General features: G+C 45.3%; 17 protein-coding genes. 13 read left to right on the forward strand and 4 right to left on the reverse strand.

Annotated elements, in window-relative coordinates; genetic code table 11:
- Positions 1-32 precede the first annotated feature (32 nt).
- Positions 33-2,468, reverse strand: a complete 2,436-nt coding sequence (locus ABE504_RS10920) for a LamG-like jellyroll fold domain-containing protein (protein ID WP_430088039.1) — start codon at positions 2,466-2,468, stop codon at positions 33-35.
- A 348-nt stretch (positions 2,469-2,816) separates the two neighbouring features.
- Here ABE504_RS10920 and ABE504_RS10925 point away from each other — a divergent pair, with 348 nt between their 5' ends.
- The 9 genes from ABE504_RS10925 (at position 2,817) to ABE504_RS10965 (ending at position 14,306) form a co-directional block, all read left to right on the forward strand.
- On the forward strand, positions 2,817-3,986 hold the full coding sequence (locus tag ABE504_RS10925) for a mandelate racemase/muconate lactonizing enzyme family protein (protein ID WP_430088041.1): 1,170 nt from the start codon (positions 2,817-2,819) through the stop codon (positions 3,984-3,986).
- Positions 3,987-4,008: 22 nt separating this feature from the next.
- Complete coding sequence (locus ABE504_RS10930) at positions 4,009-4,971, forward strand: D-2-hydroxyacid dehydrogenase (protein WP_430088043.1); 963 nt, start codon at positions 4,009-4,011, stop codon at positions 4,969-4,971.
- Between the two features lie 27 nt (positions 4,972-4,998).
- Positions 4,999-6,072 carry a sialidase family protein gene (locus tag ABE504_RS10935; protein WP_430088045.1) on the forward strand — a complete coding sequence of 358 codons (1,074 nt, stop codon included), beginning with the start codon at positions 4,999-5,001 and terminating at the stop codon, positions 6,070-6,072.
- Between the two features lie 120 nt (positions 6,073-6,192).
- Positions 6,193-6,972: a response regulator transcription factor gene (locus tag ABE504_RS10940; protein ID WP_430088047.1), complete on the forward strand. Its 780-nt coding sequence runs from the start codon at positions 6,193-6,195 to the stop codon at positions 6,970-6,972.
- Positions 6,972-9,761 (forward strand): cache domain-containing sensor histidine kinase, encoded by a 2,790-nt coding sequence (locus ABE504_RS10945; protein WP_430088048.1) that lies wholly within the window; start codon positions 6,972-6,974, stop codon positions 9,759-9,761. Before ABE504_RS10940 ends, ABE504_RS10945 begins: the two co-directional genes overlap by 1 nt.
- A gap of 99 nt (positions 9,762-9,860) precedes the next feature.
- Entirely contained in the window at positions 9,861-11,537 is a 1,677-nt protein-coding gene (locus ABE504_RS10950) for an ABC transporter substrate-binding protein (protein ID WP_430088050.1), read from the forward strand.
- A gap of 85 nt (positions 11,538-11,622) precedes the next feature.
- Positions 11,623-12,573, forward strand: coding sequence for an ABC transporter permease (locus ABE504_RS10955; protein ID WP_430088052.1), 951 nt, complete (start codon positions 11,623-11,625; stop codon positions 12,571-12,573).
- A 2-nt stretch (positions 12,574-12,575) separates the two neighbouring features.
- On the forward strand, positions 12,576-13,487 hold the full coding sequence (locus tag ABE504_RS10960; RefSeq protein WP_430088054.1) for a carbohydrate ABC transporter permease: 912 nt from the start codon (positions 12,576-12,578) through the stop codon (positions 13,485-13,487).
- 15 nt (positions 13,488-13,502) lie between these two features.
- Positions 13,503-14,306 (forward strand): polysaccharide deacetylase family protein, encoded by an 804-nt coding sequence (locus ABE504_RS10965; protein ID WP_430088055.1) that lies wholly within the window; start codon positions 13,503-13,505, stop codon positions 14,304-14,306.
- 92 nt (positions 14,307-14,398) lie between these two features.
- Here the strand turns inward: ABE504_RS10965 and ABE504_RS10970 are convergent, their stop codons facing one another.
- The 3 genes from ABE504_RS10970 to ABE504_RS10980 form a co-directional block, all read right to left on the reverse strand.
- The gene (locus tag ABE504_RS10970) at positions 14,399-15,238 is read right to left on the reverse strand and encodes a carbohydrate ABC transporter permease (protein ID WP_430088057.1); all 840 of its coding nucleotides are present in this window, start codon (positions 15,236-15,238) and stop codon (positions 14,399-14,401) included.
- A gap of 11 nt (positions 15,239-15,249) precedes the next feature.
- Positions 15,250-16,134 (reverse strand): carbohydrate ABC transporter permease, encoded by an 885-nt coding sequence (locus ABE504_RS10975; protein WP_430088059.1) that lies wholly within the window; start codon positions 16,132-16,134, stop codon positions 15,250-15,252.
- Positions 16,135-16,221: 87 nt separating this feature from the next.
- The gene (locus tag ABE504_RS10980; protein WP_430088061.1) at positions 16,222-17,580 is read right to left on the reverse strand and encodes an ABC transporter substrate-binding protein; all 1,359 of its coding nucleotides are present in this window, start codon (positions 17,578-17,580) and stop codon (positions 16,222-16,224) included.
- Between the two features lie 177 nt (positions 17,581-17,757).
- Here ABE504_RS10980 and ABE504_RS10985 point away from each other — a divergent pair, with 177 nt between their 5' ends.
- From ABE504_RS10985 to ABE504_RS11000, 4 genes are all read left to right on the forward strand, one after another.
- Entirely contained in the window at positions 17,758-19,557 is a 1,800-nt protein-coding gene (locus ABE504_RS10985; protein WP_430088063.1) for a sensor histidine kinase, read from the forward strand.
- Complete coding sequence (locus ABE504_RS10990; protein WP_430088064.1) at positions 19,538-21,157, forward strand: response regulator transcription factor; 1,620 nt, start codon at positions 19,538-19,540, stop codon at positions 21,155-21,157. The genes ABE504_RS10985 and ABE504_RS10990 overlap by 20 nt, the downstream gene beginning before the upstream one ends.
- Positions 21,158-21,201: 44 nt before the next feature.
- Positions 21,202-23,529, forward strand: a complete 2,328-nt coding sequence (locus ABE504_RS10995) for a helix-turn-helix domain-containing protein (RefSeq protein ID WP_430088066.1) — start codon at positions 21,202-21,204, stop codon at positions 23,527-23,529.
- Between the two features lie 268 nt (positions 23,530-23,797).
- The gene (locus ABE504_RS11000; RefSeq protein ID WP_430088068.1) at positions 23,798-24,682 is read left to right on the forward strand and encodes an ABC transporter permease; all 885 of its coding nucleotides are present in this window, start codon (positions 23,798-23,800) and stop codon (positions 24,680-24,682) included.
- The last annotated feature ends 13 nt before the right edge of the window (positions 24,683-24,695 follow it).

Raw genomic sequence — 24,695 nt, forward strand, 5'->3', positions numbered from 1 at the left:
ACCTACCTTTTTGGAATGTAATTGTTTTAATTCTATTGCAAGCTTTGCACATCAGCAGCACTTAAAGGATAAGTGAATATCTCGACTTGGTCGATCAGGCCGTTCATCGTGCTAGCGGAATTGACACCTACAGTCAACGGAAACGCATTAGAGATATTGCCTCCCGTAAGAGAAGTGTTTTGGCCGTCCAAAACGGAATCGATGTATAGCTTAAGACCCGAAGCTCGATCAGCAACAGCCACGACATGATGCCACTGCCCGTCTGCAAAGGTCGCTGTGGATTGAACCGCATCACTGGTGCTCCCATAATCCAACAAAAATCGAATCGTATTGTTTGCTTCAAATCGTAACCAATACGCCGCGTTGGTATCACCTTTATTCACAATGTATTTAACAGTTCCCGGTATACTCGTCTTCACCCAGGCGGAAATGGAGAAATTTCCTGTGGTTCCGAAATCAAAATCATTGCTGAAGGGATCTCCCAATGTGGCATAGTCGCCATTTCCGTCAAAGCTTAAAGCACTGCCAAACCTACCGTTTGTACTCCGGATGGCATTCGTAATGGTTCCATGGTAACCGTTTAAGGTAGAATCGAGCACGGTACTTCCTGTGGTTTCATCGAACTTCCAATATCCGCTCAACCCGTATAAATGTCCTACTTCCGTAGCATTTAAAGCGTAGTTGTATAGTCGTACTTCATCAATGAAACCATTCATTGTGTTTGCAGAGCTGTTGCCAAGCGTCAATGGCAGGGAGTTGGAGATGGACCCGCTTGTAGGGCTGGTATCTTGACCTACTAATACTCCGTCCACGTAAAGTTTAAGACCTGTTGCTTTATCGGCTACACCAACAACATGATGCCATTGTCCATCTGTGAAGGTAGCTGTCGATTGAGCGGAATCGAAGGTGCTGCCGTAGTCGAGAAGAAATTTAATCGTATTGTTGGCCTCAAAACGTAACCAGTATGAAGCGTTCGTGTCTCCTTTATTCAGAATGTACTTTGTTGTGCCCGTTACACTGGTTTTCACCCAAGCGGATACCGAGAAGCTTTGTGAGGTTCCGAAATTAAACGCACTGCTGGAGGGATTGCCTAAGTTCACATAGTCGCCACTGCCGTTAAAGTTTAAAGCGCTGCCGAATTTGCCGTTCGAGTTTCGTGTCGCGTTTACAATGGTTCCGGGATAAAGGCCGGTAGCGGAATCCACAACAGTAGTTCCTGAGGTTTCATCTAAATGCCAGTTGCCGACCATCGCCTTATTCCACCAAATTCTCGAGACGATGGCCCGATTCGGAACGAGGGATCTCCATTCGTTGCTTGTCACGATGCTCAATTCTGGTGTAACTGCAGTGGTTCCAAAATTGCCTAATTGTGCCCGGTTATCCGTAATCGACATCACGATTTGTTCCGTGTTTTTTTTGAGCCGAAGCGTAACGGGATCGACTTCAGCCATCCATAAAGGAGCCCGATACCTAAGGATATCGGTGTTGGAAGCATCTTGACGGGTATAGATCAGATAGAGTGCATACGGTTGTGTCACCCAATGCATCTGCGTATTCATACTTCCAGCTACAGTGGTTCCATCCTCCCATTGTAAGGGTACAGCAGACTGCCAGGTCAAGCCGTCACTGCTTTTGGCCAACCTGTTCTGAATATCATCGCGAAGGGTCATAAAGTATTCGTTATTGTACTTAGTAAGGGATGTTTCAATACCGGAACGGTTCCCGTTGCCCCCTGTATTGGGGACCGATGTACCTTGACTGATGTAGGAAAGCGCAGTCCCGTTAAAGGATGCTTTAACAACCTTTACACTGCCTGTTCCGTCCAATAGATTGATTGGCCAAAGAATGTCACCTGAACCATCGCCTACTTCATAAGGATAAACGCTGCCGGTATGGCCGTAAACGTTAGGCCAGTCGAATAAATACCAGTCGCTGCTCCAAGTTGAACTGGCAGGATCATATACCGCATAAGCGGGGTAATTATGTTTCTTGTTGAAATTAAGGTCGTACGATTGGGCCATGCCGTAAAGGATGATCTTTCCTGTTTTTTCGTGATATACGGGTACGGGATCAATTAACATGCCCTGGTAGCCATCCGGTAGTGTCTTCCATTGATATTGTGGGATGGTTGTAAGTGAGGACCACGTCTCCCCAAGATCTGTACTTAACGTGTAGGCGATATCATAGAAAACGTCAGACAAATTGGTAGGGCTTTCATTTTTATCTTTGGATACAGTGCACATGATTTGTGGACTAGCACCGTTAGGTAGGGTTGCGCAGCGTAAGTGAGTCCACCAAAAATTATTAGAACCGTCATTTTGATAAGCTACCTTTTCATCAAGTGTATAAGAAGGTGGCGGTGACGCATAAGCAACAGATGAATTTACGACTATGAAACACCCAAGCATCAAGGTAAATATAAAAGTAAAACTGAGGCTATACAGAAGTATTCTTTGCTTTTCTTTCATTATAGGTCTCCTCCCAACATATCAACTGCCATGAATCCCAGTATTCGGTAAGCGCATTCAAAAATTGATCCCCACGATTGTCCTCCCTATTGGATTTAGAAGCTTGATCTCATAGTATCACTATGAATGCTGTGCGATAACGGATGAAATTTAGATTTAGTGGACTAATTTAAGGATTGTAATGCTGAATTTGCACCCTGTTATCAATAGCACAAGAACGTCTCCAATTTGTGAAAATTGTATTAGATACCTCTAATAATTGTGTTACGGACCTCAGATGCTTCTTTTATATAATGAATAGCGGAGCCACCGTGTTTGGTGAAATTGAGCATCGAGGGGGAAAGCGTAATGAAAATTACAGCAGTTAAATGTATCCTTGTCAGCGCTCCGTACGCAAATAAAGGGGATGCAGAGCGGGAAATTTGCCTGAAAACGGGATATCGTCCCACAGCCTTTTTGAAAGTGGAAACCGATGCAGGCATTTATGGTTTGGGCGAAACCTACGCGGGCACTTATGCGCCTGAAGCCGTCAGGGGAATAGCAGAACAGATGGAACACGATCTGATTGGACAAAACCCAATGTCCGTCATGGAGTTGTCCGATCGAATGCGAGTTGCTAATTATTACCTGGGACGAATGGGATTAACGCAATGCGTGATCGGCGGTATCGAAATGGCGCTTTGGGATCTAAAAGGCAAGGCGCTTGGCATTCCTGTGTACGAATTGCTTGGCGGTAAGGTGCATAATGAAATGATGGCTTATGCAAGCGGTGGCAATAATAAACCAATTGACGAGCTTAAACAAGAAATGAATGACTATGTGAAACAAGGATTCCAGGCGGTGAAAATTCGCATCAACCTGCTGCCGGATATCGATGCGATTGAAGAGAAGGTAGCCATATGCCGTGAAGCACTTGGGCCCCATATCGGATTGTCTGTTGATGCCGCGCAAGGCTTAGCGAAATATCCATGGTCTGTCAAAAAGGCCATTGAAATTGCAAAACGTATTGAGAAATACAACCTACTGTGGATTGAAGAGCCGGCAGAGGTAACGAACTATGAAGGATTTGCGGAAATTCGGCGCAACGTCAGCATTCCGGTTGCAGGAGGGGAGACGGTAACGAGCTTGGTAGAAGCCGAATCCTATTTGAAAGCCAATTCGCTTGACCTGTTCCAGCCGGATGCGGCCGTTATCGGGGGATTGAGCGTGTTCCGCCGTGTGGCGCAAATGTGTGAACGCAAGTCCATTCCAATTGCCGTTCATGCATGGTGTGGAGGTGTAGGCATCATGGGGAATTTCCACGCGGCGTTCGCTTCTAGGAACTGTACGATTCTGGAGCTTTCCAATGTGCCGAATCCCCTGCGTGAGGAAATGATGGTTGAGCCTTTGAAAATGGTGAACGGTAACATACAGGTTCCGTCGACTCCTGGGTTGGGCGTATACTTGCCAGATGGACTGGAGGAGAAATATCCATACCTTCCAGGTTCCGTATATCGAGTTCCGCTGACGGTTTCTTAATAGGGAGGTGAACGAAAAAGCGATGAAACCTCACGTCCTGGTGGCAGTCAATGGATTTACGGAAAAACACATGGAGCGTATCCAGCAAGTCGTTTCTGGTTGGGCAACTTTGGAGCAAATGAATGAAGAGGCTCCTGAGGCAGTTTTCCGTGAAAAGATAGGTAGATCGCAAATTGTAGTCGGTTGGCCCAAAGCGGAATGGCTTGCAGGAAGCCCAGTTCGGCTTGTCCAATTAGGAAGCGTTGGTTATGACGCTTTCTTGGGCAGCACGACGCAAGATCATGCCTCTTTTACACTGTGTAACGCTAGCGGTGTCATGTCGGTTGCAGTAGCTGAGCATTTAATTGCTATGATGTTCGCACTGACACGCCGTATTTCACAGCATATACGCGATATGCATGAGCATAAATGGATTCGTCAATTCGAATATGAAGAAGTGTTTGGCAGCACGGCTTGCATTGTTGGTGTTGGCGACATAGGGACAGAAATCGCACGACGTCTGCGCGCTCTGGGCGTTCGCACCATTGGCGTGCGACGTGAAATCGGGGAGTTGCATCCTTACATGGATGAAATGTACCCGAGCTCTCGAATGAATGAAGCTTTATCCCAAGCTGATCATGTGATCCTGATTTTACCAGGCAACGCATCGACTGAGAAATTGTTTAACTATAACATGTTCGCTTCTATGAAGAATGGAGCCTATTTCTATAATCTGGCCCGCGGAAGTATCGTCGACGAGAATGTTCTTTATGCGGCATTGACTAGCGGTAGGCTGAAGGGAGCGGGGCTTGATGTCTTTGAGATAGAGCCGCTTCCGGAGGGAAGTCCGTTATGGGAATTGGATAATGTGATTATTTCACCACATGCTGGGGGACGCTCGGTGAAAGAATTCGATCGTTTCTGTCAGCTGCTCTTGAACAATCTGATGAATTACCGTGACGGAAAACCATTTCTCAATCAAGTCAATTATAAAAGGGAAAGTTAGCCATGGCCCTATACGAGGTGAAGTGACATGTTAAATACTATCCAATATGCGACAATTGCAAAATCCTCTGCCCATAACCCAAGGAACGATACGGCCTCCATTGCTGAGCTGAAAGATGGCACATTGTTAGCGGTTTGGCACAAGTATGATGGTACATTTGGAAGCGATTTCGATCTATGCCGCATTTATGCTAAAACTTCCATGGATGGTGGGATAACCTGGGGACGCGAGCGGATGCTGATCGATGTCCATCCGGGAGATCACAATGTCCAGGCTCCGGGTCTGTGTCTGCTTCCGAATGGAACGTTAATTCTCCATTGCTTAAGGGGCCATCAGGGGGGAGCCAGCTCCACGATGGAAGTCCATGCCTCGAAGGATGGAGGCGAAACGTGGGAACTGTTGACACACATTTGGGAACGTTCGGGGGGCCAATGGCTGCAAGGCGGCGCGAATCACATCAATCTGTTGTCCAGCGGCCGATTGCTGCTTCCCTTCCACTTCGGCACGGGCCATCAAGGCGGTCAGCATAATGAGATCGGATGCTACTATAGCGATGATGACGGATGTACATGGACGTGTGCCACAGGCACAGTAGATCTGCCTATGCGTGGCGCGATGGAATCCTCCGTTGCTGAAATGAGCGACGGACATCTTCTGATGTCGATCAGATCTCAATTGGGCTCCGTGTTTATGTGCCATTCAACAGATGGGGGCAACACGTGGAGCTTACCGCAAACAAGCGGTTTGAAATCGCCGGAATCCTGCACTTGCTTGCGGCGGATTCCCGGTACCGATGCCCTTCTACTGTTATGGAACGATAGCCAGTACGAACCCGGTAAGCATCATTTCGGCCGACGCACACCTTTAAGTGCAGCGATTTCTAAGGATGGCGGGGAATCATGGAGAAGGCTGGGGAATATTGCGGAGGGGCCGAATGAATATACGAATCTGAATTGTATGTTCACGAAATCGGGCAAAGCGATTATTACGTATATGCAGGTTGAGGATCCGGCCTTTCAGGAGCTAGAAATGGATCCGCCCTTCAAACGAACGGGGATCGATTTAATGGCGGCTGTGTTAGACACCGATAGCATGGTGTAAGTAAGGCAACTATCGTCGAAAGACGGTAGTTGTTTTTTCATACTTAGCAAGGTAACATCTAGGTAAGGAGATACAGTCTTCTCTATTTGTAAGCGCTTATAGCAGGGGGGAAGGATTCCGATGTTCAAGGTGTTAATCGCTGACGATGAGGCGTTTATTCGTGAAAGAGTCGTCAATAACATGCCATGGGGAGAAATTGGATTTGAAGTGGCGGGGTGCGCTTCAGATGGCGAATTAGCTTTACAAATGGCGCGGGAAAGTCATCCGGATGTCATTTTGACGGATATCTTAATGCCGAATATGACCGGACTTGAGCTTGCACAGTGTTTGAAAAGTGAATTTCCGCATATCAAGGTCGCGCTGATGAGTGCCTATGATGATTTTCAATATGCGAAGGAAGCGATCCGTTTTGGGGTGAAAGGCTACCTGCTCAAGCCGATCATTCGCGATGAATTCATCGAGCTGTTCCAAGGTGTTGCCAATGATTTGAAGCAAGAGGCTGGGAAGTCGACTTCTTCCGTTCATCCTTTGGCTGTAAAGGCGAATGGAGATCGCAATGCTTATGTTGCTGTTGCGAAGCAATTTATTGCAGAGAACTACACAGAGCGAATCAAGCTTGAAGACGTCGCGGAACGGCTGCACGTCAATTCGAACTACTTCAGCACGTTATTCAAGCGGGAAACGGGAAAGAATTTTATCGATTACCTGAATGAAGTTAGAATCAAGGAGTCGATGAAGCTGCTGCTGCACACGGATTACAAAGTTTTTGAAATTTCCATGAGTGTCGGTTATGGCAACTTTTCGTATTTCAATAAAATGTTCAAACGATTAAGCGGTGTAACGCCGCAAGCTTATAGAGAATCGGGCGGCTTGGCCTATCGGTTCAAGGAAGATGCATAATGAAGCGAAAAGAGATCAGATTGAATCGTTTTTTGCTGCTGTTCTCCCTTACGATCGTTTCGCTAATGCTCATCATTGTCGGCAATGTGCTCTACGTGAAAACGGTGCATTATATTGACGAGAAGACCGATATGATGCAAGCGATGAAATTAAATCAAACAGCCGCGGATGTGCGCAAGCAATTCGAAGATATTTACCAAACCATAGATAGTTTACGGAATAACACCGTGTTAATTCAATCGCTCTACGAACTCGAGCGGCCAAACGCAAAATCGTATGAAAAGGTGAACCTATCTCAAAATATAGAGTCCTCCCTCTTTAATTTGAATAAAGGAAATGAGCTGATCAGTGGCATTACGATTTGGACAAAGGGAGGCCAGTACAGTTCAAATGCCAAATATTCCTCTTATTATTTTGAAGGCAATCAATTGACGCTGGCCAGCCTGGAGAATCAGATCACGTTTGTCTCCTTAAACCAGACGTATCAAGTATTCGGTTTGACACCCTTGGAGATTCAAGAGGATGCACTGCGAAATCTACTGGATGCATGGAACAAATCGAGTTATTTTATGTGTCCGATCAAAGGTCCGGGGGGAACACTCGGAATCCTAACGATCAATTTAAACGTCGGCTCGTTTAACCATATTCTTCCATATGGCGAATCGCTGGCGGTTGTGGATGCGAAGGATCAGGTGCTGTTTAAGGGAAGCGAAGTAACGCCAGCAATTAATGAACTATTGAAAAGTGCGGGAAATATGCAGCAAATGGAAGGCATTTCATTCTCGGGCAAACGTTATTTCTTTCGGGATATCGGATTTCATGACATCCGTATTGCGTTGGCTGAAACCGAATCGGGGTTTCATAAAAGGCAATTTCTGGCGCTTGGCGGATACGCGCTCATTATTTTAGGCGGCAGCGCGCTGCTTACTTTTTTTCTATCGTATGTGATCGGCCGTAAAATTTTGTTCCCCTTGCACAGTTTGATCAGTTGGATCGGCAGGCAGCGCAGCTTGGAGGAAAGATGGGAACCTCTAGATGTTGTGCGGCAGAGATACAAAAGATTCACGATGAGGGACCGTTTATTCGTTTATTTCTTAATTACGATCTTGCTGCCTATCTGCCTTTTTGTTACGGGGTTTTATGTGCAATCATCGAAAATCATTACACAGGAATTGGAACAAACTTTCTATACGTTGTTTGACAAGACAGCTCATCGGGTAGAGTTATTTGCCGATCAAAAAGAGTCTGCCATGACCCGTTTGGCTTATGATGCTTTCGTTGCATCCTACGTGGATCAACCGACCGATCATCTTCAACAGCATATGGATCAACTCATTTTTGACAGTTTTTTGCCCGTTCTCAGTGAGGATGCTATCGGTATCTACAATATCAATAATCAATTGATCTACAGCAATCGATATAAGCATGCCAACCAGATCGACCCGACTTTCTTCGAGCACATGCGTGCTAGCCGTAAACCTATTTTTTATTGGCTTCCATCGACAGATACAGCATCATCTACGGTAAGTTTGGGCATAGGTATCGTCGATATCAATCGTTATTCCAGTCCGATTGCTTATATGAAAACAGATATCAACGGTGTTTTCTTTACGAATCTGTATGCCGATCTGAACGGAAATGGCAGTGAAGCGTTTATCGTGGATGAGAATGGCCGTATAATCTCCCATCCGGATATGGGAAAAATCGCGCAGAAAGCCGACATTCCATCCTCATTGTTTCAATCGGAGGGGACTCGATTCCGCACCGATAGCGCCATTTATTTTTCCAAGAAAATTGCGGCTTTACCTTGGTATGTGATTGCAAAGTACGATGCTTCGGCGATCAGGGATCAAGTGATACGTTTATTTTTCGATGATATTTATTTGTTGGTCATTCTTTTATTGCTGATTCTCCTGTTTTCCTATCTGATGTCACAGTACTTAGTGCAACCGCTAGCTTCCATTCAAAACCGTTATCTGAACATTGATCTCGAGCATGTTGATCAATTGACGCTCCACAGAGGCTTTGCAATCGATGAAGTTGAACAGTTGCGAGTCTCTTTCAACCATATGCTGGAGAGAATTAACGGGCTCGTACAGGATACACTCCAGGCAAATGAAGAAAGGCTGACCCTTGAATTTGAGAAAAAGGAGCTGCACATAGAGGCGCTGCAGGCACAAATTAATCCCCATTTCCTGTACAATACATTGGAAAATATCATCTATATGATCGAAAAGGGAGAGCGTCATTTGGCCGTAGATATGATTGGCTTACTCAGTCGTTTGTTTCGATACGCCATGGGGAAAGACAGCCCGCTGACGACGCTTAGAGATGAGATTGTCTACTGTCAGTCCTATTCGAAGATCATGAGTTACCGGTATAAGGACAGAATTCATTTCGAGTGGCAAATGGAAGAAACGCTGAACGAGTGTATCGTGAATAAGATGATCCTCCAGCCCATTATTGAGAATGCCATCAGGCATACCCTTAAGACAAACAACAACGAAATTAAGATTTGGGTCAATTGCAGGAAAACCGGGCATCAGCTTGAGGTCATCGTAAAGGATAACGGTCCAGGCATTGAGCCCCAAAAGTTGGATGAAATCCGGCTTCGCTTGGACAATAGAGATCGCGGAAATGTAGGGCTATATAATGTGAATAGTCGAATCAAGCTCTATTTCGGCGATGCCTATGGCTTATCGATCCATAGTGCCGGTGTTGGAACGACGGTGACAATCCGGCTTCCGTATGAGTCGGATAATCCTATGGAAGCGTCCTCACATGTGTGAGATTCGTATTATAAACCCCTGACGATTGTGTTACGGATCGCAGGGGCCTTTTATTTATAATGAAGAGGTAAGGCACACGATAAGCGTAGGGGGAAGGATATGAAAAGTAAACAAGTAAGCGTTGCCGCACTTGGTTTGGCCGTGATCTTGACGGCTTCAGGATGCTCGGGGGAGAAGACAGCGAGTGAACCGAAAGGTACAGCAGCAGACAAGCCAGCGGATAGCTCGAAAACGATGGAAATCAGTTGGGTTGGCCAAGGAGCAAGGGGCAAGATTGAAGACAACAACAAAGTTCAACAGATGATTGAAAAGAAATTCAATGTGAAATTGAAGAATAGAAAGCTGGATGTCAACAACAAGGAACAAAAAAATCTGATGGTGGCTTCAGGAGAATTGCCGGATATTGCCTTCATGGATTCACCGGATAAGCTGTATTCGGATGCTGTGACCCGCAGCATATCCAAGGAAATGATCACGAAGTATGCGCCCAATTACGCCAAAGTATTAAATGACCTGCCAACGGGATGGAAAGTGAATCAAGTCCCAGGTAAGCAGGGTGAATACTATGCCCTTACCGGCTATAAACAAGATTGGGACAATCTCACTTGGGGGCAGGTGTACCGTCTGGATTGGATGGAGAAACTCGGATTTAAACCTAAAGATGACATCATTCCTGTGGGTACTTCCGGTGGTGCCGAACGAATTTTCTTCTCCAAGCAAGCGTTTACGCTAGAGGAAGAGCAGAAAATGTTCGAGGCGTTTGCCAATAATGATCCCGACGGTAACGGTAAAAAGGATACGTACGGTTTGCTTCTGAACAATAGCGATGCATCCTGGGCTTTAAATACGGAAGCGGGGGCGTTTGGCTTTGGTTGGGATTATAATCTGGAGGAAAACGGAAAAGTAGTCGGCTATGCGATCTCCCAGAACTATAAAGAGTTTCTAACCTATATGGCCTCTCTGAATAAAAAAGGGTATATCGATCCGGAATTTACGACATTAAACCGCGCTAAAAGCTGGGAGAAGTTCGCTGCCGGGAAATATGGCGCAGCACAGGTGCAGGTGCAAGCTGCGGGCATGGTGCCTTTTACGTTCAATCGTCCGCCCGGCAATCTTGTTCTGAAGGATCCGAATGCGAAATTCCTGTTCACCCCGCCGCCGATCGGTCCTAAAGGCCAGCAGGGTTCGGCTGCCTATACGCCTGTAGATGGGCTTGGCTATGCGATGGTCATTAAGAAGGATGTCTCGGATGAAAAATTAGCGCGTATTCTTCAGATCTTCGATTATTTGAACTTGGACAAAGACGGGCTCATGCTCTCCGCGTTCGGTGAAGAAGGCAAAGATTATTCGTGGGAAGCTGAGCCTTATAAGTCGGCTGTCATTCCGAAACAGACAGCGGAAGCCGATCGCGAAAAAGACGGGATAGGTTACTACAATTTGCCGATCCAATTAGGAAATGTGAATGCGTATTATAGCAATGCGGCTGTTTCTAATTTAACGGATCTGTATTTTGGTGCCGAAGCAGGAAGGAAAATTGCCTATCGGCCGTTTAAGTGGGATTATTTCAATCAAACCAAATACAATGAGTTGAATACCAAATACGCTGCGAAATTAAAAACGATCACGGATGAATTCTTGTTTAAGGCCATTACAGGTGAACTTAATGTCGATTCCGCTTGGGATGCTTACGTGAAAAATTGGCGCAGCAGCGGCGGTGATGAACTTCTTGCCGAACTGGAAAAAGCGCCGAAAGTCACCGATCTCCGCAAGAAGTAACGTAATGTGAAAAGTGAATATGCGCGAAAGCAGGGTAGATTTGTCAGAGGCAAATCTACCCGCTTGCTGGAAAGGCGGTAGCAAGATGGCGATCTCAGTTGAAACGACCATCCTTAAAGCGAAATCAGACCGGGCTCTGAAGTGGAAAAAAGCCAAAAAAATGAAAATGCTGTATGTGCTTTTACTTCTTCCTGTGATTCATCTCGCTATTTTTCATTATGCGCCCATGTATGGCGTAATCATTGCTTTTAAGGATTTTAAGGCAGGGCTAGGTATATGGGATAGTCCATGGAACAATTTCGAGCATTTTAAAAATATGTTTCATGATTTCGTATTTATACGGGCACTCCGAAATACGATCATCATCAGCGTGCTGCGGCTTGTCGTAGGCTTTACGTTCCCGATTATTTTCGCGCTGCTGATCAATGAAATCATGCACAATAAATTCAAGAGGACCGTGCAAAGTATCTCCTATTTACCCCATTTCATGTCGTGGGTTATTATTGCCAGCATGGTCGTTGAGGTCTTCTCGCCACAGCGAGGAATTGTCAATTACCTCATTACGTTATTCGGCGGCACCCCGATCAATTTTTTATCCAGTAAAACATTTTTTGTTCCGCTTCTCTTGATTTCCGATGCCTGGAAAGAGGTGGGCTGGGCGTCGATTCTATATTTGGCTTCGATATCTTCAATTTCACCGGAGATTTATGAAGCGGCAGAATCAGACGGGGCTAACCGTTTTCACAAAATGATTTATATTACACTGCCTTCGCTTATTCCTGTGATCACGATTTTATTTCTACTTCGTTTGGGTCACATCTTATCCGGCGGATTTGATCAAATCCTTAATTTGTATAGTCCGTTGGTCTATGAAGTTGGAGATATCGTGGATACCTATGTGTATCGCGCGGGTCTCGTCGAATTTCGATTAGATTATTCCGCTGCAGTCGGATTGTTTAAAAACCTGGTGGGGGTTGTTCTCCTCGTCACAGTGAATCAGATCGTGCGCAAATTCAACGACTATGGGGTGTGGTGAAAATGAGGCAAGTGCAGCAAAGAGCAGGCAGAATCGGCATCAGGCTCCAACCCGGTTGGTGGTTTGTTGGTTTAAACAGCATGTTTATGATCCTTTTTTCCTTGGTCATCCTCTATCCGTTCTGGCAGGTGGTCGTGCTCTCTTTTTCCGATGGAAGAGAAGCGACTACGCTCGGTTTTCATTTTTGGCCGAAAACCTGGTCCTTTGAAGCTTATCGGTATTTGCTTTCTTCCGGGGAGATCGTTCGCCCCTACATCAACTCCATTGTACGTACAGTTCTAGGGACTCTACTTGAGGTTTTATTTACCATTCTGGCCGCTTACCCGCTTGCCAAGAAAGAACTGCCTTTTCGCGGAGGGCTGACCACATACTTCATCATCCCGATGTTTTTCAGCGGGGGGCTAATTCCTACGTATCTGATCATTCGCAGTTTGGGACTGCTCGACAACTTTCTAGTTCTCATTATTCCAGGGGCTGTTGCCATCTTCAGTATTATCATCATGCGGAACTATTTTATGTCACTGGATACAGCGATGGAGGAATCCGCCGTGATCGACGGAGCGGGTTATTTGACACTTCTGTTTAAAATCATTTTGCCGGTGTCGACCCCGGTACTGGCTACGATCGCACTTTGGGCTGCTGTTGAGCATTGGAATGCATGGTTTGATGCCATGATCTATATTCGCGACCGCAGTTTGACGGTTATTCAAGTGATTATGCGCGAAATGCTGGCATCGGTCAGCGAGCAAAGCAATGAGGTGATGCTTAGCAATAATGCGCAGCAAGCGCAGCTTGCGATGAGCAATGTCCGCTCTGGGATTGCGCTGCTTTCTATAGGACCGATCATATTCATCTATCCATGGATGCAAAAATATTTCATAAAGGGAGCTATGATTGGCTCCGTAAAAGGTTGAAATTGGAGGGAACCTATGCGTATTCGTTTTGATTTATTTCCCGGTGGGAAGCGTAAAGCTCTGACGCTAAGTTACGATGACGGACGGGAATTCGACCGGGAAATGGTTCGAATATTAAATCGTTACGGCATCCGGGCGACGTTTCACTTGAACTCTGGCTTCTTGGGCAAGCCAGGGTATTTGGAACGTTCGGAAGTGAAAGATTTATTCAGCGGGCATGAGATATCCGGGCATACGGTCAGCCATCCGTTTTTGAATATGTCGCCAAAGGAAAGGATCGCTGATGAGATTTTACAGGATCGCAGCGCGTTGGAGCAGCTTGCAGAATATCCCGTAAAGGGGTTGTCGTACCCACACGGCGCTTGGAACAAGGAGGTTGTGGCGCTGCTTCCTGCCCTGGGCGTGGAATATGCTCGAACCACGAATCATCATGGCAGCTTTGAGATACCGGACGATTTTTTATTATGGTCGCCGACTTGCCATCATCGCGATATGCTGGCTTTCGGTCAGAAGTTTATCGATGATCAACCGCGTCATCCGCGCCTGTCCCTGCTCTATGTATGGGGTCACAGCTATGAGTTCAATAACAATCACAACTGGGATCAGCTTGAGCAGTTTGGCGAATTGATCGGTCGCCGACCTGATGTGTGGTATGCGACGAATATTGAAATCGTGATGTACATGACAGCACTGCGTCAATTGCGGTTTGCTGTTTCAGGCGAATGGGTGCACAATGCAAGCGCCCTATCCGTATGGTTGAGCGTGGAAGGACAAGCGGTTGAAATAAAACCAGGAGAAACGAAAAAGCTGGGCGTGTGAAATCAAGCATGCTGCGAAAGTGGTTGATATAGAAATGTACAAACGAGTGTTAGAGGAGGCGAACCTTCTTAACACTCGTTACTGTGTTGAAATTATCCTTTAACACTGCCGGCGGTTAAACCTTCAATGAGAAATTTCTGAATGATAGCAAAGATCACAATAATAGGAAGGATGATAATTACACCACTTGCCAGGATGCCTCCCCAATTGGTAGAGCCCATGCTTTCCATCACTTCGGCGATGCCAACTTGAACGGTCTTTGCAGATAGAGAGTTCGTTAGAATTAGCGAGTACTGATAATCGTTCCAACCGAGAATAAAGGAATAGAGGCTAATCGCAACTAGGCCTGGCAGAGCAAGGGGAATCACGACAGTAAATAATGTCTTGAATTTCGTAGCTCCATCCATGTAGGCTGCTTCTTCCAGATCGATCGGGATTGTTTTGAAAAACCCGCTCATGATCCAGACGCCAACAGGAATTGTCATTGTACCGTAAATCATTACGAGGATGGTTTTGGTATTCAAAAGCGATACCATGGATGCAAACTTATACCATGGAATCATAATCATGGGGCCTTGAATCATTTGGGCCAATACGAGCAGTACGAAGATCAGCTTGATCCCTGGAACTTGATATCTGGCTAGACCATAACCGCTGATACAGGCGATCAATCCGGTTATCAACGCAGTAATCGCGCATGTGATCAGGGAGTTGGACAACAGTTTGCCGAGCTGTATCCCTTTTTTTCCGAGCGCCCATGAATAACTATCTAAGGTAAAAGGCGACACCAACCAAGTCGGCTTAGAGGCAAATATGGCTTCGTCGCTCTTGAATGAAGTATCCAATAGCCAGAGAAAAGGGACTAAGGTAAAAACTAATAATAGGAACAGAATCATATATTTCCAACATCTCATCAAGTAAGTTTCTCTCATGTTCTCGCCCCTTAACTATTCTCTTTACCAAACAATCGTGCGTAAACAAATACCATCATCAACACAATCAGCATCGATAAAGTTCCAATCGCAGCACCTTTACCCAAGTCCAAATAAACGAACGCGTGCGTGTATAAATAAGTCGGCAAAATACTGGTGGTATAACCCGGTCCACCATTGGTCAATGCCCAGATCATTTCGAACTTCGTCCAAGAAGCGATAATCGAAACCATACCGGTGACGTACATGATAGGTTTTAGCGAAGGTAGGGTAACATAAAGGAATCTTTGCCAAGGGTTCGCTCCGTCTATTTCCGCCGCTTCCTTCATCTCATTGGAAATGCCCTGTAGTGCGGAAAGCAGCATTAACGTGACATAGGGAAATCCTTTCCATGTGGAAGTAAGCAGCAAGGATGGCCACACCCAATATTCGTGTCCAAGCCAGACAATGTTGTCTTGAAGCAGATGCAGCAGCTTTAAATAGTAATTGAGCAACCCATATTGTCCGTCGTAAATCCATTTCCAAATGATGCCGATGACAACAACGGGAGAAACCCAGGGAACCATCACTAGCCCGCGCCAAAGGCCTCGAAGTCGAAGCTTCTGATTCAGGATGAGTGCAGCAGGAACGGCAATGAGAAATTGAAGCAGCGTGGAACCAAGGACCCAAACAAGACTATTTCTAAGAATGGCCCAGAAATGTTCATCATGCATAGTCAACTCTTTATAGTTGTTCAAGCCCGCAAACTGCATGCCACCGCCATGAAGAAGCGAGTATTTGAAGAAGCTAAGACGAATCGTATCGAACAAAGGATAGAACTGAAAGATTGCAACGTATAATACGACTGGCGCAAGCAGCATATAGCCGAAAGCATACCGTTTGATTGGGGTGTTCATAGATGAACTTCCTCCTTGATTCAAAAATAAAAAAGGGGAACGTCGACTTTACAATCCTTGTCGGTTCCCCGATGAATAATGACGTTGTTATTTAAACTTATCTTTAATTTTATTGATCCCGTCTTTGATCGCTGAGTACGATTCTTCCGTACTCAGTTTACCCATAAGAAGCTTCGTCATATTATCTTGCACAAGGGTCTCGATCTCCGGTTGTCCTAGGATGGTTGCCATAGGTACGCCGTTGTTGACAAGAATTTGGTTAAAGTCTTGCAAAATCCGCTTGTGGCCATCGATGGCTTTTGGATAAACCTTTTCAGCCTTCTTGACGATTTCATCCAAATTGGCATTTTTGACAGCGGTGACGTTGACGACGGCTGCTTCTGTCGTATTAAACTCGGAAGACGACCACTCTTCGATCAGCTTCCAGGCGACATCTTTATTTTTGCTTCCTTTGAACATGCCTACGCCAACGCTTGAGACAGGAGCTTGTGCCTTTGTCCCGGAAGGGCCTTTCGGATAAGGAATCGCTCTCGTGACCTTAATGATGTCTGGATTGATGCTGTATACATTCGCGGAAAAGTAAGTTCCTGCCGCAACCATGCCCACTTCTCCGTTGCTGAACGACCGCCACATTTCCGGATAACCCCAAGTGAAATGGGCTTTCGGCTCGTAAGCTTCGAGCTTTTTGAAATGCTCCAGCGTTTCGATATATTTCTTCTTGGATGCTTCCGACGTATCGTCCAGCACAAGACCATTGCTGTAAGCGGCCGTAAAGGGAACTCTGAAAGCGAACCGAGCTACGCCCAGCGGGTAACCGAAGCCGTACTTATCGCCTTTGGTCATGAGCTGTGCGGCTTTCTCCACGCTGTCCCAAGTTTTTAAATCTTCGATTTTCATGCCGACTTCGTTCAACATTTGTTCATTGACCATGAGGGTGAAAGAGTTGGCAAGGTTCGGAACGGAATAGATTTTATCTCCTTGGGAGGCATACTCCAGTGTGCCTGGGAGAAAATCTTCTTTTTTCAATGCGGTTCCCTGTTTATTGAAATAGGGAGAAAGATCCTCCAATCCATTCAGTTGGACTAGGTTGGTGACGTCTTGGGTCATCGTGATATCCGGATAGTCAGCAGAAGAAAGCATGATAGGCAGCTTCTTATCCATATCCTGCCAGGACAAGAACATATACTCAATGTTGACATTCGGATACTTTTCTTTCATTTTTGTTTTAAATTGATCGGCTAATTCTTTCTCTGCCTCAGACGTCCCCGGATAGATGAACCGGATATCCGCTTTCACGGTTTTCCAATCGATTTCTCTCGAGGCTGCCGCAGGTGTTGACGCTTGTCCACTATTGTCGGCTTGTTTCGAACTGCAACCAGTCAGCGTTGCTCCAGCCAGTAACAGTAGGCTGATGAGGACCGCTGCAGGCTTTTTTACTTGTTTCATGTTTACCCCTCCTTGATGATTTGCTTACAAATTTATCGTAAATGTTCTCGAATTGTATTACAATGTGACGATTTTAAGGATTGGTGGACTTATTCATGCAAGTGCGGGATGACTATACCGTAGACGGTTATAAAGCTTTATAATGCAATTAATTACCAGAAGTGAGGAGAAAACAGGATGTTTCAGTTCCAAACCTTACAAACCAAAATGCTGGTTTCCTTCATTTTGCTTGTGCTGATTCCCGTCATTGGCCTTGGCAGCTTCTCGTATAGCATAGCAACCCGCTCTTTGGAGAAACAGACGATGCAGAATCAAGTGCAAATCATCCGGTTGATTGCTGACAATGTGAAACATATGCTGGATGATGCAACGGACCTCTCCTCCTTTATTGTGGGAAACGAAACCATTCAATCGCTGCTAAGCGAGGCCAGCCCTCCGTCTGCAGGCGATCCGCAAAAGACGATTTTCAATTATTTATCGAATTTAAAAGTAGCGAAAAAGTATATCTCATTTATTATCTTGTACGGGGAAAATGATTTTATCTTTAAGGATTTCTCAGGATTTTATAGGCAAGTGGTACCCTATGAGGAATTTAAAGATTCCCCCTTGTATATGGCGACGGCTGCGCTTGACGGCCAGCCTCACTTGGATTATTCAGGCTCCTCGCTATTTATATACGCACATAATTACAATGATATCGTGCTGGGTAGACGGATTATCAGCTTGTATGATGCCGACAAAAAGCTGGGCATGTTTTTTCTGGGCATGAATCGGGATGCTATCAAGGAGGCCATCCAGGACGTGCAGATCAGCCGGACGACCAATCTGCTTCTGTTCGATGATAATTATCACCTCGTTGCCAGCAAACTGGATGATAAAGAAATGAGCAGTCATTTTAAAGACAATATAAACGGAATTAAAAACCTGCTGCAGCCCAACCAAACGTGGATGTATGAAATCGGCAATAAAAAGTATTTAGCCGCGAATACGTCAATTGAGCTATATGGATGGCATATTGTGAGCCTGACGCCAATGGAAGACATCCAAAAGCAATATGGTATTGTACTCAGCAGCACGATCATCCTGTCATTCTCGCTCCTGCTCGTTGCGATTGTGATGTCAATCTTGCTTTCCAAAGGCATAACCTTGCCGATTAAGAAGCTGCTTCGGTCTATGAATAATTTTAAACGAGGGGACTTTAATCAAAAGGTTCCTGTGGAGTCGAAGGATGAAATCGGGCTGCTCACGCAAAAGTACAATGAAATGGTCGCCCAATTGAATGAGTTAATTCAGAAAGTGTATATCAGTCAAACGAATCAGAAAATGATTGAATTAAAAACGTTGCAAGCCCAAATTGAGCCGCATTTCCTTTACAATACGTTGGATTACATTTTCTTCAGCTCCAAAATTAACGGTGATCATCAAACGGCGAAAGTGGTTCAATCGTTAAGCGAATTATTTCGGCTCTCACTGAATAAGGGGGAGGATTACTATAAATTAGAAAATGAAATCAATCAAATCAAAGCCTACATCAGTATTCAGCATGCACGTTTCCCTAGTCGATTCACGCCCATTTGGGATATCGATGCTACAATTGGCCATTGTATTACGATGAAGCTTCTGCTCCAACCTATTGTGGAAAATGCCATCCTGCATGCCTTCGAACCGGCGACGGAGCGCCAAGGCGTTCTGTTGATTCGTTCCTATGTTCAAGGAAACGATATTGTTTGCATCGTTCAGGACAATGGCAAGGGCATGGATCCGGACCAGGTAAAACAACTGTTGTACATTCCAGTACGAAGTAAAGGTGGGTATGGCTTGCGCAATGTGAATGAAAGGCTGCAGATGATGTTTGGTCCTGCCTATGCGCTGCAAATCAACAGCGCGCCCGATATCGGCACCACGGTAATTGTACGAATTCCAATGATCGAAAATGAAGCACAATGGGGGAAACTATATGAAAGTCATGGTCATTGATGATGAAGCGATCGTTATACAAGGATTAAGGATGATCATTCCATGGGAGGAATACGGCTTCGAGTGGCTGCCGCCAGCGGAAAACGGAAGGAAGGCTTTGGAGCAAATGGCCTGCACTTTGCCCAATTTGATTATCGTAGATTGCCAGATGCCCATCATGGGGGGTGTGGAGCTGCTTACCGAAATTCGAAATCGGGAATGGGCAATGAAATCCGTCATTCTCAGTGGTCATGATGAATTCGATTATGTCAGACAAGCGCTTCAGCTTGGCGCCTCTGATTATCTGCTTAAGCCGCCGGACACAGATATGCTGTTAGAAGTGCTCATTAAGATCAAGAAAGAATGGGAAGAAGAAAATCAACGATACCGCCAGCTGCAGGAAAATATGCCGCTAATCCGTGACAGGTTTTTAAGAAGCTTACTGGAAGGAGCCAGGCTTCCTGAGAAGTTGTTTATGGAGAAAACGGCCTATCTGAACGTTCCATTAACCTTGGAGCCTTTCCGAATCGTCTTGCTGCAAATCGAACAGGATCCTGAAATGCTCAGAGATTTTAATTATGAAGATCAACAGCTGATGAATTTTGCTATCCAGAACATTGCGGAGGAAACGTTGCAGCAATGGGAACAGAAATGCATTTTTCTGGAGACATCGGGTCAGTTTGTACTGATTATGCATATGGCATCCTCCCTGGAGGAACTTCGCCGTGACCTGCGGCAATTGGTGATGAATATCAAGCAAACTTTAAAATACTTTGTTACCGTAGGCGTTTCTGCCCATAACGGACAATTGCTTCTCGAAGGAAAGATGGCCTATGCGCAGGCCAAAATGGCCTTGGAATATAAATATTATACCGGCCCAAATGAAGTCATCTTTATTGACGATGTAGATTGGGAAATGTCCAAAAGCAGGAAAAAGAGCGATGGACAGGGTTCACTGATAGTGGAAGCGCCTGCCGCGGAAGAACTATCATCGGCTTATGAACGGCTGCGAATGGCCCTCAAGATTGGCAATCTTCAGGAATTGGAGGATTGGATGCAATCCTTTTTCACCGAACTGCAAGAGAAAGAGATCGCGATTCCATTGACGAAAACGGAAAGTCTGCAAGCCATGATCTATGGTGCTAGCGTGATTTCCGAACTTCATCCCAAGATGCAATTGGATCAGTTGTTGACCGCTGAACAGATTCAATACGTTGTAGCCGCCGCTACCTTGCAGGAGCTGAGTCAAATCTGCAAGTCGTTCCTTCGCTATTTGCTCCACCTGACCGTTGATTTGCGAAAATCCGGCAAGAATAACGTTGTGGAATCCGTTAAGGCTATGCTAGAGATCCAATTTGCCAGCAACCTTTCGCTGGATATTATCGCTAAAGAGGTATTTGTATCGCCTGTCTACCTGAGCTTTTTGTTTAAGCAGGTCGAGGGCATAAATTTAACTGATTATATAACCCAGGTCCGGATGGATAAGGCCAAGCAACTGCTGCTGGGCTCTAATCTCAAAACGTATGAAATCGCTAATCGCGTGGGGTACCAAGACGAGAAATATTTCAGTAGACTGTTCAAAAAGAGAATCGGGATGACCCCTACTGAATTCCGTCAATAAGACCAGTGATTACAAGTGAGCGAATGTAGTAGGGAGAGATGTCTATGAAGTTGAGTATTTCCGGCAAGGTCATGTTTATTTACAGCTTGGTCTTTATTGCGATCATTTTTTTAACCTTTTGGCTATCTTATGCAGGAACCGTTGGACGATTGGAACAGGATCTGAAGACTACCCATCTTGCCTTGTTAAAGCAGATTGATGATAAGATCGAAATCGTTTTCCGCCAAACGGAGAAAGATTTGCTGAATATGTCGCAGGAGTTAGAGTATGTTTATTTCATGTATGACAGTTATGATGATGCGGCTCAGAAATATGCGAATTTTTTTGGATTGTCAAACAAACTGAAAACGCTTGTACATACGAATGAACTTTTTTCATCTATATTCCTTTATTCAGAGGTAAGTGGTGATATGCTAACCGATAAAATCTATATGAAGGGGGATGTCTCACAAGATACCTGGTTGGCTAACTACATAAGGATGAAAGGACATTCAAAATGGCTGTCTACCCATAAAGTATGGGACGGCGAAAAAGAACAGGATGTCATCACGCTGATCCGTTCCTATCCTTCCATCAGCAGCCCTGAATTTCGAAAAGGACTTGTTGCCATCAATATCAATGAAGATGTTCTTTATCGAATGATCAAGAATGTGTATGAAGAAGACCAAGATGGACATACCTTCATCATTGATGATCAGGCCAATATAGTGACGCATGATGACTCAACGCAGTTGTATAAAAACTTGGCGAATACTCCTTATATTGGGCAGATTCTAAGCCATAGCGGAAGCGGACATTTCACAGTGAAAATAGAGGGGATTGAGCAATCGATATTTTATACGGCCTCAAATTATACGGGGTGGCGAATTGTCAGCGTTATTCCCAAATCTAACATGTATCAGCCTCTGGAATCTACACGGAGTTTGATGATTGCGTTTGCCGTCGGCATGGTTCTTCTAGCTCTTACTGTTCTTTTTTACGTAAATCGTCTGACCTTTAAGCCCTTGGACCGATTAGTTGGAAAAATGTCAGGAGCGTTCAAGCCAGTCCATCCGGAGCATGAATCAGTGAGAGGCTCCTCCGTTGGACTGGGTTACTTAGAAACGGTATTCGACCAAATGTCTGTAGACCGTGAACACCTAGAGAAGCAGGTCCGGGATTCCAAACCCGTATTGAAATGGAGAATCATCTTAGATATCCTGTCCGGGTATAGAACGGAGTACGCATCTGTGCGCCATCACCTGGAATTCACCGGAATCCGCTTGTATGCTCATAGGTTTGTCGTGTGCACGGCCGAGATCGCTAAGGAAGGCAGCGTTAGCCCAAAGGATGTAACCTTGTATACGTATGCGTTATGCAACGTTGCGGAAGAGTTGATGAATATGGAGAACTCAGGGGCCGCAGTCGATTTAGGAGCGGGATTCGCTGCTATCATTTTTAGTTTTGCAGAAGGAGATATGGAACAAAACCATCTTCGTGCATTGGCCGTCCTCGATTTGGTCTTGGATGTCATGAAGAGGCAATTCGGGCTTCTAGTGACCATTGGTGTAGGCAGATGTTATCAGGAAATGAAGGATATCCCCGTATCGTACGACGAGTCGCAAAAGGCGCTGCAATACAAAATGGTTATCGGCAGTCATTCCGTTATTTCTATCGAAGATGTGTTGGGGCATGATAATCAGGGCTATTACCGCTTGATAACGATGACGGATCGAATTGTGGAAGCATTAAAGCAGACAGAGAGTGGAAAATTAGAGGGATATATATCCGAATTGTTTATAGAAGCAGTCAACGGCAGCTTATCTCCCGATTTGATAAGGCAGCTCTCCTACGAAATGATCATGAAATCATTGCAGGTCGTTGCTTCGGTCGGCATAAATACAGAGGAAACGCTTGAAGAGATGGGGAATCTCCACCAACGGATTCATCAATGCGACAATTGGCAGGATGCACAACGGATTGTCCAAACCGTACTTGAAGGACTTGCGGGGAAAATTGAAGAAAAACGAAGTCAACGGGGAAGCAATAAAACCATAGATAGGTTATTGCCTTACATTCAAGATCATTATCGTGACAGCGAATTTTCTCTCGAGTTGTTGTCCGAAAAGTTTCAGTTAAATCCGACATACGTTAGCAAGCTGTTCAAAGAATATACGGAGAAAAACTTCATTGATTATTTGATTGAGATTCGGATTAATGCTTCCAAGGAGCTTCTTGCTGTTAAGAACCGCAAGATTAACGATATAGCGGAATGGGTTGGATACACGAATACACGCAGCTATCTTCGGGCTTTTAAAAAATATACGGGCATGACACCAACCGAATATCGGGAGTGGGTGCTCATGTCTGAAGAAAAATTAGCGTCGGAGTAAGCTTCAATGAGCAAAACCCAAGATTAAGGTACCATCCTAAAGAAATGTACCAGTTCAAAAACAAGAAAAAGATACGAAGCACATAACAAGTCTATTTCCTTCTCTTATCGCCTAACCTACAATCAAACCGTAAGCGAACGAAGGTTTGACAAATGACATAACGAGAGGGTGAAACGGTATGAAGGGTAGGCTCCCGGCAACAGAATTACGGACCGGGACACAAACGGTTGGTATCGGAAAGTTCAGGCAAACGGTATGGAGAAGGATGATGCAGGATAGACATTTATATTTGATGCTCCTGCCTGTAATCAGCTTTTACATCCTGTTCAAGTACGCTCCGATGCTCGGTGAGATCATCGCGTTTAAGAATTATCGGTTTGTGGACGGCATTTTCGGAAGCCAATGGGTTGGATTCAAGCATTTTCAAATGATTTTCACAAGCCCGGACTTTTGGCGGATATTGAGAAACACACTGGTACTTAACCTGTACAGTCTCGTTCTCGGATTCCCTGTCCCGATTGTCCTTGCACTTCTGCTAAATGAAACAAGGCAGAAATGGTATAGGAGCATTGTGCAAAATATGCTGTACGTTCCTCACTTCATGTCATGGGCAGTGCTCGGCGGAATTGTGGTTGCCGTGTTATCACCAAGCACGGGAGTTGTGAATATGGTCATCAAGAAATTAACTGCATGGGAATCCGTTTACTTCATGGCCGACTCGTTCTGGTGGCCGATTGTCTATACGTTATCGAGTACCTGGAGGGAAGCTGGGTGGGGGACGATTCTGTATATGGCGGCAATCGTCTCGATTGATCCGCAGCTCTATGATGCAGCGAAGATGGACGGTGCCAACAAGCTACGACAGATATGGCACATTACATTACCAGGCATTCGCAGTACGATTGCCATACTGCTTATTCTTAGAATGGGGCAAATGATGGATGTGGGGTTGGAACAAACGCTTGTTCTGCAAAATAACTCGGTACTTGATGTTGCAGATGTAATTAGCACCTATGTGTATAGGGTAGGTTTGCAGAATATGAGTTACAGCTATACAACGGCGATAGGTTTGTTCCAATCGGCTGTCGGCCTGATCCTGATCGTTGGCGTTAACCGGATGATTCGAATGTCCGGAGAACGGGGGCTATGGTAAGCCATGTATAGGA

Source organism: Paenibacillus oryzisoli, from assembly GCF_050467285.1.
Classification (GTDB): Bacteria; Bacillota; Bacilli; order Paenibacillales; family NBRC-103111; genus Paenibacillus_E; species Paenibacillus_E oryzisoli_A.